Annotated in this window: 6 protein-coding genes and 1 pseudogene; 6 read left to right on the top strand and 1 reads right to left on the bottom strand. The window is 45.1% G+C overall.

The features are described from left to right. Nucleotides 1-51: 51 nt before the first annotated feature. Complete coding sequence (locus tag NXX38_RS06135; RefSeq protein WP_258978825.1) at nucleotides 52-1,815, bottom strand: BACON domain-containing protein; 1,764 nt, start codon at nucleotides 1,813-1,815, stop codon at nucleotides 52-54. Nucleotides 1,816-2,220: 405 nt separating this feature from the next. On the opposite strand from NXX38_RS06135, the gene NXX38_RS06130 reads away from it, so the two are divergent. The 6 genes and pseudogenes from NXX38_RS06130 (at nucleotide 2,221) to NXX38_RS06105 (ending at nucleotide 11,944) form a co-directional block, all read left to right on the top strand. Further along, nucleotides 2,221-3,747, top strand: a complete 1,527-nt coding sequence (locus tag NXX38_RS06130) for a sulfatase-like hydrolase/transferase (protein WP_148367802.1) — start codon at nucleotides 2,221-2,223, stop codon at nucleotides 3,745-3,747. A 113-nt stretch (nucleotides 3,748-3,860) separates the two neighbouring features. Beyond that, entirely contained in the window at nucleotides 3,861-5,519 is a 1,659-nt protein-coding gene (locus NXX38_RS06125; protein ID WP_258978823.1) for a hypothetical protein, read from the top strand. A 21-nt stretch (nucleotides 5,520-5,540) separates the two neighbouring features. Next, nucleotides 5,541-5,915, top strand: a complete 375-nt coding sequence (locus NXX38_RS06120) for a hypothetical protein (protein ID WP_258978821.1) — start codon at nucleotides 5,541-5,543, stop codon at nucleotides 5,913-5,915. Between the two features lie 52 nt (nucleotides 5,916-5,967). After that, a complete protein-coding gene (locus tag NXX38_RS06115; RefSeq protein WP_258978820.1) occupies nucleotides 5,968-7,599 on the top strand; it encodes a DUF1735 domain-containing protein in 1,632 nt (543 codons plus the stop codon). A 33-nt stretch (nucleotides 7,600-7,632) separates the two neighbouring features. Then, entirely contained in the window at nucleotides 7,633-8,619 is a 987-nt protein-coding gene (locus NXX38_RS06110; protein WP_148367791.1) for a glycoside hydrolase family 43 protein, read from the top strand. 140 nt (nucleotides 8,620-8,759) lie between these two features. Next, nucleotides 8,760-11,944 (top strand): annotated as a pseudogene (locus NXX38_RS06105) (SusC/RagA family TonB-linked outer membrane protein). The last annotated feature ends 2 nt before the right edge of the window (nucleotides 11,945-11,946 follow it).

The following is an 11,946-nucleotide window of genomic DNA, read 5'->3' as shown; positions in this document are numbered from 1 at the left end:
TTGTTGTATGTAATTGACAGATAATGCGTCAACTTCTTTTGTGCAACTTCTTTAATGATAAAGTCTTCCCGTCCGCTTGCGTAATTCCAGTTGTGCTTCGAAAAGAGAGGCAGGTGATACGGTGGCATTGGCCCTTACCCAAACACCGTCCGGACGAACCGGATTCTTAAAGTCTCCTGCATGTTTGGTTCCTTTAGTTCCTATACTATAATTCTTCGCTGATACCCAGGGATTCTGAACACATACTTCTTTGGCGGTGCAGTTCCAGAGTACCTGATTGGCTCCGGCCCAGCCGTGTCCTGTTCCCCAGTTACTGCGATCCTGTATATTGATCGGACTGTCGCTGTTGATGTTGTCATAGAGCGTGCCTACATTCCAACGCTGGTGAGGGCCTGTGTCCCCATGTGCATTCCGTATATTGACCCTGACAAATGCGTTAGGACCGACTCCCTTGCTGCCCGTAACACAGTCATGGCGTCCCTCGGTGGCTTCACAGTCTATCACTAAGCACTGCTGTGCCTGATTCATATTGTAAGAATAGCGTCTTCCACCGGTAATGATAGATTTTGCATCCAGGCATTTGCAGTCTTTCACTGTTACATACCGGGTTCCGGAGTTCAAACTAACCAGTCCGTTGCCGAAATACCTGGAAGTGATATTACGCACCCAGCTCTGCTCCATCTTATTGAATTCTATGGCAACCCATCCGTGGTCTTCATCGGTATCAGACGTATATTCGCTTTCTATCAGCATATTCTCAACTCCGCACCGGTTGATTCTTCCTTTGAAGCTCGATTTGAATACGGCACCTTTATTATATGGGGTTTCCATAGCCATCATGATGGGATTGTCGAAGTGCAGCGCATCGTCTATAATATGAGTGATGGTGCGTTCGTAACTTAGGTTGTAGCTTTCGGGAGTCCATTGCACAATAGGGTCTCCGGTGGTTCTTTCCGGAATCTGATTCATTTTCAGATCACTGATCCACTGGGCGGTTCCGGGACGATAGATGGTCACTTCATCCCCTACCTGAAAAGAGGACGGATTTAAAACCCTCACCCAGAACTGTCCTACCGGAACGTAATCATCCTTTATATTGAATAGAGAAGGACTACTGGGAGAAGAAGAACCCGTACCCTCGAATTTAATGAGAGTTCTTTGTCCTTTTCCTGCGGCAATCAATACGGTTCCCGTTTTAGAATCTTCTCCTTCACCACGAAGTACGATTCCTGATGATTGGATGTTCAACGTTCCTGAAATGCTGTAACGTCCTTTTTTCAGAAGGATGGCTCCTTTGAAACCATTGGTTGCGGAAGTGATTTGAGCTACCTTGTCGATCGCATTCTGGATTAACCGGGTGGCATCTGCCCCGTTTGCGGGCGCTTCGATGGTTTCTACCACTTTTACATCGGGAATCTCCTGCTCGCTACCCATATAGCCGATATTACTGAAATCAGGCAGAATATTCCCCTGTTCATCGGTTAATGAAGAAAGAGGCAGATCTGAATCCACTTGCGGATAAGTGGGGGTGGTGGAGGATGAGGCTGCCCTTTGATAGATTTCCACTCTTTTTTCTGTGGAGCCGGAAGAGATGATTAACCGGGTCAGGCGTTCTTTCCCGGTTTGATTGGCGTCTGTGGATACGGACAGGACAGAAGGTGCATTTTCTTTCATCTTGTAATGACACCATTCTCCCCCTTTGGCCACTGTGACGGTCCATTCCCCTGAAGATTCTATCTGCAGTTCCTGCGTCTCTCCCGTACCGTTAAAGTAGAGCACATCCGCATTGACTTGAATGGATGCGGTTCCTTCCATCGGAACAGGCCTGTAAGTTTCCCGCTAAAAAGAGTAATAGCCCCAAGAGTTTTACTTTTATACTTTGTAGTGCCAAAGTATGAATGAGTTTTTTCATGATAGTGTGTTTTTTGAGTAAATAGTATGATGATAATTCTTCTTTTCCGGACGGTGATTCGTAGGAGTTTTTGATAGAAACAAAGGTAGATAATCTTATAGAGACTGTTTTTTGATATTGAACCAAATAGTTGCAATAATATCCCAAAGAAGAACTGACACCCTCTTTTGGGTATTTTCATGAGGTAAAAGATGTATTTTTCGGGGGAATAAGTATAGGATGGACATGACTCCCCATTATTAAACATTTGTTCTATATAAATAGATAAGCGGTGGCTAAATTTGCATCGTTATTAACTGCATAATATGATGAAAAAATTAATCTATCTTGTTCCTACATTGTCTTTGGTAGGTTGTACCTCGCAGCAAGTAGAAGAGAAACCGAATGTGATTGTGATTCTTGCCGATGATCTGGGATTTGGCGATGTCAGCGCTTATGGATCGACTACCATTCATACCCCGAATATCGACAGTCTGGCTCATGGAGGAGTCTGCTTCACGAATGGATATGCCACTTCGGCGACGTCTACTCCCAGTCGTTATGCCTTGATGACCGGAATGTATCCGTGGAAAAATAAGGATGCAAAAATCCTGCCCGGCGATGCTCCTCTTATCATCAATGAGCATCAGTTCACTTTGCCGAAGATGATGCAGCAATGTGGTTATGTGACCGGAGCTATCGGAAAATGGCATTTGGGTATGGGCGACGGAAATGTCAACTGGAATGAAACCGTCAAACCGGGTGCCAGGGAAATCGGTTTCGATTACTCTTGCCTGATTGCGGCAACCAATGACCGTGTGCCGACCGTTTACGTGGAAAACGGCGATGTCGTGGGACTCGATCCGGCTGATCCCATCGAAGTGAGTTACGAGAAGAATTTTGAAGGAGAACCGACTGCCATCTCTCACCCGGAGATGTTGAAGATGCAGTGGGCACACGGACACAATAACTCCATAGTAAACGGAATACCCCGTATCGGTTATATGAAAGGTGGCCAGAAAGCCCGTTGGAAAGACGAGGACATGGCCGACTATTTTGTAGATAAGGTGAAGAATTTTGTAACCGAACACAAGGATGCTCCCTTCTTCTTGTACTACGGCCTGCACGAACCTCATGTACCCCGCGCTCCTCACCAGCGTTTTGTGGGCAAAACAACTATGGGGCCTCGTGGTGACGCTATCGTTGAGGCGGACTGGTGTGTCGGTGAATTGCTTGCTCACCTGGAGAAAGAAGGATTGCTGGAAAACACACTGATTATCTTCTCCAGCGATAACGGTCCTGTATTGAATGACGGCTACAAAGACGGTGCTCCGGAGTTGGCAGGCAATCATCTTCCTGCAGGAGGACTTCGCGGAGGCAAGTACAGTCTGTTTGATGGCGGTACGCATATCCCTTTGTTTGTTTATTGGAAAGGAAAGATTCAGCCGGTTGTATCCGATGCGCTGGTTTGCCAGGTGGATATCCTTGCTTCTTTGGGTTCAATGGTACATGCCGATTTGCCGGAAGGGCTGGATAGCCGGAATTACCTCGATGCTTTCTTCGGAAAAGCTTCAACTGCCCGCAAAGATGTAGTATTGGAAGCGCAGGGACGTATGGCTTACCGTTCGGGCGACTGGATCATGATGCCTCCTTATAAAGGTTCCGAACGCAACCTGACCGGAAATGAATTAGGCAACCTGGGCGAATACGGATTGTTCAATGTAAAAGCCGACCGGACTCAACATCAGAACGAGGCGGCCCAACACCCCGAACTTCTGGATTCTCTGAAACAAAATTTCTTTGCCGAAGTGGATGGTTATTATCGCAGTGAAGTAGAAGAAGAACCATTAAAATAAGGTCAAATGTTTATTCTGAACATAAATCCCGTTGATAAAACAATCGTTCTATTCTACCGGGATTTATTTCTCTACCTTTGTTCTGTTCGATGTCGGACAATTAACCTTGAAGTATGTATATGAAAATGAAAGCTTTTTTAATGTTTGTATTGCTGTTCTTATGTTCAATGGGAACAAAGGCGCAGGATTTGGGGGCGAACTATAATGAAAATATAGACTACCCGATTACGGAAATAGAGATGCTGAAGCAGTCGAAAGTGAATTGGGTGAGAGGGTTTGTCAATGTCCCCGCTCTGTTTCTTCAAAATGAAAACGGGAAAATTGTAGGCGTGAAAGAAGAAGCCATTAAGACACATATTCCCACACTGAAATTTATCCAGGCCAAGAAAGCGTTGGGCGACCGCGTGAAGTTCATATTAAGCCTGAAAATACCTTTTGAATTATATACCGATACGGTTCCCAAAGTAGGGACGAAGGAGATGGAGTACATATTCCGGGCAACGGAAGTGTTATTGCAAACTTATCAGATGGCGCAGAACATTGACATTTTGGTTATGGGTAACGAACCGGAGTGGGAAAATGCATTGGATACCGATCTTTGTCATGCCGACGGTGATGATTACCGGGCATTCCTGAATGAGTTTGCCAATCGGCTGACTACTTGGAAGCAGGCGAATGGCTGGACATTTGACATTTATGCAGGGGCATTGAACCGTGTGTCCGAGTTGCCGAAGAGCGAAACGGTTCCTGCGGTAGTCTCTGTGGTTAATAATAATCCTAATGTGGTGGGACTCGACCTGCATGTTCACGCATTGAATATCAATCAGGCGGAAGATGATTTCCGGATCATCCGCAATAAGTACGGTGTAACCAAAAAACTGATTTGCACGGAATTCTCTATGGTGCGTGCTTTGAATCCTCATGTGGCCGATGCGTTGGGAGAATGGGGAACCAAGAATGGTTATACAGCCGGAATGAAAATCTACGAATATCTTAATCTGATAGCTGAAAAGGCGAATGCCGGTACACCGGTTAGTGCTGCCGAGTTCAAGAGTCTTTTTGAGAGTTACTCCTGGTATCCGAAGAATTGGTATAAGACTTTTTATGAGGTATTCAAGAAATATGATACGTATGCCATTACCGGGCGTTTTAGCGTTGTTCCCGGTGGGGCGAGAGCTGTTTACGATGCGAATACTGAAATGTGGGAGCTTGGAGGAATTTATTTTTCCCGTTATTTAGGACTGGATGCAAACGGGTTCTACAATCCCAATCCATTATTATATCCTGATTTCATCGCTGCTCAAAATGGGCTGGCAATTTCCAGTCTTGTCGAAGGACAACAGGAGTTATTTATTAGTTGGGGTAACGGAGCTGATAAGACGGGAGTGTTGTCGGTGACAGACAAGGACGGGACCGAGGTAGTGCGTCAGCCGCTTGATTCGGAAAGCGATTATACGCTGGTTGAAAATCTTGTTCCCGGCACAACATACCATGTAGCGTTGCTGAAGTCGGATGACAGTGTGTTGTGGGAAGATGATGTCAAAACTAAGCTTGTGACGGGAGAGTTCCCTCTGTTGAAATATCAGCAAGTGGATGGATATGCGTTGGTGCAACTGTTGAATTTGCCGGCTGATGTCGCTTCTTACAAGCTAAAGGTGGATGGACAGGAAATCGATATAGTGAATAAGAACCTGAACGGGCAAGTGCTTACGGCCGAAGTGACTTATAAGGATGGATCGGTAGAAACATTGTCGGCAACTATTAGAAAGTAATGATCTTAAATTTATTCGCTTATGAAAGTAATATATGTATTATTGGCATACCTGTTGGTTTTCGCCTCTTGCGCAAAAACGGATTATGCTGAAAACGGCGTTGATAGAAAGGATATAACGGGATATACCGAAATAGGATTTTATAGTTTGGATGGAGTTTGTATTTTTGCAGAGCAGGAACAAGTTCAGACTGCAATCAATTCCAAGCGCCTGACCTATCGTTTACAGAATTCGGATCAAAGCCAATACATTCATGTGAAGTTTACCGGGAAACCTGCAACTATCGGTCAGAAAATAAAGGCAGCGTTCTCATTCCGGGGGAGTTTCTTTCCTCAAAGAAGAGATGGAGATGGAGGTCGTTCGGATAGATGGTGGAAAAGTGTGGTTGTCAGGTGACAATGTTGGTATGGTAATCCCTGTTTTTTAATCATTAAAAAAGAATTGAATTATGAAAAGATATATTCCTATTGTAGCGTCGCTGATGGCGTTTTCATTGGTTTCCTGTGGTGAAGTCATGGATTTGACGCAGCCGGAAAAGGCGGAAGTTACTTATTCCGGTATCACTTTGTCACTTAATCAGACTGGCAAGTATGACCTATATCTGGATGAACCTGAATATGAATATACCATTATGGTAGAGAAGAGCCATTGCGAAAAGGAAGCGAAAGCGGAATTTGCAGTAGTCGATGCTCATTCGTTTGGCGAGGAATACACGCTATTGCCTGCGGCTAACTATGACCTGGATGCCAACAGTCTCGACTTTAAAGGTGACGATGTGTTGCATGCTGTGGGTCTGCGTTTCCACGATCTTACTACACTGGACAACACCAAAAAATACGTGCTTGGTCTGAAACTGAAGTCTGACGATCTTGCCGTCAATGAAGAAAAGAGTACCATGACTTTCTATCTGCAACAAAAACAAGGTGGTATCGGTAATCCGTACATCATCACTGCGGCCAAAGACTTGGCCAAGCTTGGTGAATATCTCAAAGACGGACAGACTACTTACGTACGTCTGGGTGCGGACATCGACCTGCAAGGAACGGACTGGACTCCGGTGGAAGCCACTGCTGTCAGACCTGTGGATTTCGACGGCTGCGGACACGTTATCAATAATCTGAAAATTACATCTTCTTCATCCGGTTATCAAGGCTTCTTCGGTATGTTGACAGGACGGTGTGCCAATGTGACCTTTACGAACGCGCAAGTTACCGCTGATAAGAAACTTGCGGGTATTGTTGCTGGTCAGGCGGGTAATGTTTCCGGTGCGGGTATAGTAGAGAATGTTCGGGTGTCAGGTACTATCAGTCTGACTTCGGGTAATGCCGCATGGGACGACGGTCAGGCGGGTGGTATTTGCGGACGACTTCATGGAGCAGACAGTAAGATTTATCAATGTGGTTCGGAAACGAAGATTACTGCTTTGTGGTCGGCAGGTGGTATCTGCGGTGAAGTGCGTGAGGGAGCTGCTATAGAACAGTGCTATCATATAGGTGATATCACTACCCAGTCATGCGTCGGTGGTATTGCCAGCCGGTTGCTTGGAAGCAAAATTTCCCACTGCTATTCACACGGAGTGATGAAAGCGGTTCCCATGATGGTGGCTAATCCGGGTGGTGGTATAGCAGGATGGGTGCAACCTATGTCCGGTGCTTCTACAACCTCTACCATATCCTACTGCTGGAGCGACTGCGATGTATCTGCACAAAACCAGGTGGGAGGTATTATGGGTAATGCCAACAATACTACCGGGAGCGGTATTACTGTTCATCACTGCGTGGCATGGAATACGTATTTATTCTCTCAAGCTGCGCCCAAATCGGGTAAGGTATGCGGACGGTACAGCGAGAACGTCGCTTATTCCTGTTACGCTAATCCTGCTATGGAATGTGTGTTCCCCAATAATCCCATGTTGCCTGACCAAGCCAGCGTAAACGTGGACGCTGTCATTACGGTAGACCGTTACAATGGCCTGACTACCATCAATAACTTGATGGAAGCTGTCCGTACTCTTGACTGGGATAACTCTATATGGAACCTTGACGGTGAACAACCCCGTTTGGCATGGGAACTGGATTAATAAGAAGTGATATAATAATTAAGATATAAACTGATGAATACATTCAATAAAATCCTCTTACGAATGACACTTGCTTTGGGAGCGACATTCATATCTGTCTCCCAACTGCAGGCTGATGATTGGAAAGAAATATCTTTTGCCGACCCCACTATCTTTGTGGAAAATGGAAAGTACTACCTCACCGGTACGCGCAACCAGGAACCGTTGGGCTTTTCCATCCTCGAATCGACCGATTTGGAGCATTGGACGGTTCCCGACGGCAGTTCCCAGCAGCTGATTCTTCGGAAAGGTGACCGTACGTACGGTGAAAAAGGCTTCTGGGCACCTCAATATTTTAAGGAGAAAGGAACCTATTATTTCACTTATACCGCCAATGAGCAAACGGTGATTGCTTCTTCAAAATCGGTATTCGGTCCTTTCCGTCAGAAAGAAGTCAGACCGATAGACGCTTCCGCCAAAAATATCGACTCATTCCTGTTTAAGGATGATGATGGGAAATACTACCTGTATCATGTTCGTTTTAATAAAGGAAATTACCTTTGGGTAGCCGAGTTTGACATGAAGAAGGGAGGCATCAAACCGGAAACGTTGAAACAATGTATGGACTGCACGGAGCCTTGGGAAAAGACTCCGAATTACAAGTCCGCACCAGTAATGGAAGGACCGACGGTTATGAAATGGGACGGAGTGTATTACCTGTTCTATTCTGCTAATCATTTTATGAATATTGACTACTCGGTGGGCTATGCTACTGCTTCTTCCCCTCTTGGTCCGTGGAAGAAACATCCGAACAGTCCGATCATACATCGTAGTCTCGTAGGAGAAAACGGATCGGGACATGGAGATGTGTTTAAGGGGTTGGATGGAAAATACTATTATGTCTATCATGTCCATCGTTCGGACTCCACGGTGCAACCTCGTAAAACGCGTATTGTTCCGCTTATGCTGGAGAAAGGAAATGACGGCGTATATAGCATCACCGTAGACAAAGATCACGTCATAAAGCCAATGTGGAAATGATTTGTTCAGAAATGTAGTAGAGAAATCTATTTTGCACATTTGTACGGGTTTTAAGGAGATTCTTCCCTTTCATTTGAAGATTTTCCCGCTTAATTTGTGCTATGAGATAAAGAATTTGTTAACAGTTAAAAATAATGTTTATGAAAAGGAACAGACTTTATTTTTCTTTCTTCTGTCTTTGTTGCTTTTTGCTTTGTACATTGAGCGTACATGCACAACAAATCTATTGGAAGGGACAAGTGAAGGATGCAGTATCCGGTGAGCCGATGATAGGTGTCAGCGTTCGCGTGAAAGGTACAGGCAGCGGTACGATTACTGATTTTGACGGTAATTTTTCCGTGAAAGCATCGAAAGGAGACATACTTGTCATTTCTTATGTGGGCTATAAAACTCTGGAACTGGATTTAAAGAATAAGACGACGCTGGGAGTCATTTCTTTGGGAGAAGATGCGGAAACGTTGGAGGAAGTGGTAGTGGTAGGATATGGTGTTCAGAAAAAGGTATCCAGCGTCGGTTCCATTGCTACGGCAAAGGGAGACGACTTGTTAAAGGTAGGTAGCGTGAACTCTGTGTCCGAAGCCTTGCAAGGTCAGATGCCCGGTGTGGTTGCCATCAACTCCACTTCGAAGCCGGGAGCCGATCAGGCCTCTTTGTTGATTCGCGGTAAGTCCACTTGGGGAGAAGCTGCGCCGCTTGTGCTGGTGGACGGCATCGAGCGTGATTTCAATGATGTCGATGTGAATGAAATAGAATCCATCTCTGTATTGAAAGATGCTTCGGCCACTGCGGTTTACGGTGTGAAAGGTGCAAACGGCGTTATCCTGCTTACCACCAAGCGGGGACTGGAACAGAAACCGGAGATTTCGTTCACTGCCAACTTTGGCTTCAAGCAACCGTCTGCCGCTCCCGAATGGGCGGATTATGTGACTTCCATGAAACAGTATAACAGAGCCCAGGCGAATGATGCCAACTGGGGGCACTGGTTCCCGAATCTACCATTGCTGCATGGGAAAATGCGTATGCTACCGGAAATTATGGCCCTTACAATGATGCTTTCCCGCAAGTGGACTGGTGGAAAGAAATGGTAAAGAATGTAGGTTACGAGCAGAACTACAACCTGAATGTACGAGGTGGTACAAAGAAAATGAGTTATTTCGTTTCTTTGGGTTATTTGCATGACGGTGATATCTTTAATACGACCAAACAGGAGGAATTTGATCCTTCCTTCTCCTATCGCCGCTATAACTGGCGTAGTAATTTCGACTTCAATATAACGAATACTACCAAACTGTCATTTAATGTAGCCGGTAAGATGGGGTATCAGAATCAACCTTCTTATTATGAGAATGTCGATTCTCCGGATGAACGCTTTTTCGGAACGTTCTTCACGGCTCCGAGTAATGAGTTTCCGATTAAATACAGCAATGGAATATGGGGAGACGGGTTAAGTTCCGATCAGAACATTGTCTGTCTGATGACAGAAGGGGGGAGTCGTAACATTAAGCAACATCAAGGTTTCTATGATGTGATCCTGAATCAGAAACTGGACTTTGTCACTAAAGGATTATCATTGAAAGCATCCTTGTCTTATACCACTTCTTCATCATGGAGTACCCAGATTATGCCGGGTAAGATTCTGGGTAAAGATGATTTGGTTGCTCAACGTACGCATATTCGTATCAATCGTGTGTATGATTATGCCAATCCTATTTACAATCCCGATGGAACCATTACTTATAATTATACGGAGAAACGCTATCCGGATGAAAACGCCCCTGGAGATTTACCTGTCGGCGGTGCTTATGACGGATTCAAGGCTTACGGACGTAAGTTGTATTATGAAGTGGCATTGAATTACAACCGTCAGTTTGGCGACCATGATGTAAGTGCCTTGTTTGTGTTCAACCGTAAGATGAACGAGTCGACTAGTGATAATGTGGCCGTCATGAACTTCCCGGCTTACGAAGAAGATTGGGTGGGTCGTGTGACTTACAACTTCAAAGAACGTTACCTGGCCGAGTTTAACGGTGCTTATACCGGCTCGGAAAAATTTGCTCCGGGACATCGCTTCGGTTTCTTCCCGTCCGCTTCTATCGGTTGGCGTATCAGTGAAGAGCCTTGGGTGAAGAAATGGACCAAAGGAATACTGACCAACCTGAAAGTGCGTTATTCGTATGGTGTGGTGGGTAATGATAAAGGGGCTACCCGTTTCAACTATATTCAGAAATTCGAGCAACTCTCCGATAACGCACAGTTCGGTAAATACCAGACCAGTAATTGGGGACCTTTATATAAAGAAGGCAAACTGGCCGATCCGGATGCCACCTGGGAAGAATCCGTTAAACAGAATATCGGTATTGAGATAGGTTTGTGGGGCAAATTGAACTTTACGTTGGACTTGTTCGATGAAAAGCGAAATAATATTCTGATGACTCGTAATACAATTCCGTCTTGGGCGGACAGTGGTATTGCTTTCCCGCAGGTGAATCTGGGTAAAACTAAAAATCATGGTTTCGAACTAGATGTTACTTGGAACGATCGTATCGGAAAGTTTAATTATTATGCAAAGTTTAATTTTGCAACTAGCGAGAACCGTGTCGTCTTTATTGACGACCCGAAGAATCAGAGTGAATATCTGAAGAAAGCCGGGAAATCAATCGGATACGTCAACAAGTACCTGGCAACAGGTAACTTCCAGTCGTTGGATGACATTTATAACTCGGCGCAGTCTACCATTGCCAACGGTGCACACAACACACTGATTCCCGGTGACTTGTATTACATTGATTACAACGGAGACGGTATGATCGATGCTAAAGATATGGTTCCGATGAAAGACCTGAACTATCCGGTAACTACCCTCGGATTTACGCTGGGAGGTTCTTACAAAGGATTTGGATTCAATATGTTGTGGTACAGTGCCATGGATGTTTATAAGGAAGCGATACCGTCTTACTTGTGGGATTTCCCTGCAGGTAACATCAAAGCTCAACCCAATACATTGAACACATGGACAGCCGATGCCCCGATTCAGAGCGGAGCCGTCCGCCCTAGTATTCATGTACAGAGAAATTACAACTCGGTGGGCAGTACTTATACGTATACCAACCATGCTTATCTTCGTCTGAAGAATCTGGAAGTGAATTATGAGATTCCGAAACGCTGGTTACAACCTGTGCATCTGACAAAGCTGCAGATATATATCAACGGTACCAATCTGCTGACATTCTCGAAAGGCGATTCACGTCGTGACCCGGAGCATTCGGGACAGAATGTGTATCCGATGGTGAGACGTTATAATATTGGTTTTAGATTAGGATTATGAGA

Origin of the sequence: Bacteroides sp. BFG-637 (assembly GCF_024793605.1) — a bacterium.
Lineage (GTDB): Bacteria > Bacteroidota > Bacteroidia > Bacteroidales > Bacteroidaceae > Bacteroides > Bacteroides vicugnae.
The sequence above is the reverse complement of the archived record's forward strand: the minus strand, read 5'-3'. Positions and strand labels throughout refer to the sequence as shown.

Coding starts and splice junctions, on each gene's coding strand:
- NXX38_RS06110 (WP_148367791.1), top strand. CDS start 7,633: ATGAATACATTCAATAAAATCCTCTTACGAATGACACTTGCTTTGGGA.
- NXX38_RS06125 (WP_258978823.1), top strand. CDS start 3,861: ATGTATATGAAAATGAAAGCTTTTTTAATGTTTGTATTGCTGTTCTTA.
- NXX38_RS06120 (WP_258978821.1), top strand. CDS start 5,541: ATGAAAGTAATATATGTATTATTGGCATACCTGTTGGTTTTCGCCTCT.
- NXX38_RS06115 (WP_258978820.1), top strand. CDS start 5,968: ATGAAAAGATATATTCCTATTGTAGCGTCGCTGATGGCGTTTTCATTG.
- NXX38_RS06130 (WP_148367802.1), top strand. CDS start 2,221: ATGAAAAAATTAATCTATCTTGTTCCTACATTGTCTTTGGTAGGTTGT.
- NXX38_RS06135 (WP_258978825.1), bottom strand. CDS start 1,815: ATGGAAGGAACCGCATCCATTCAAGTCAATGCGGATGTGCTCTACTTT.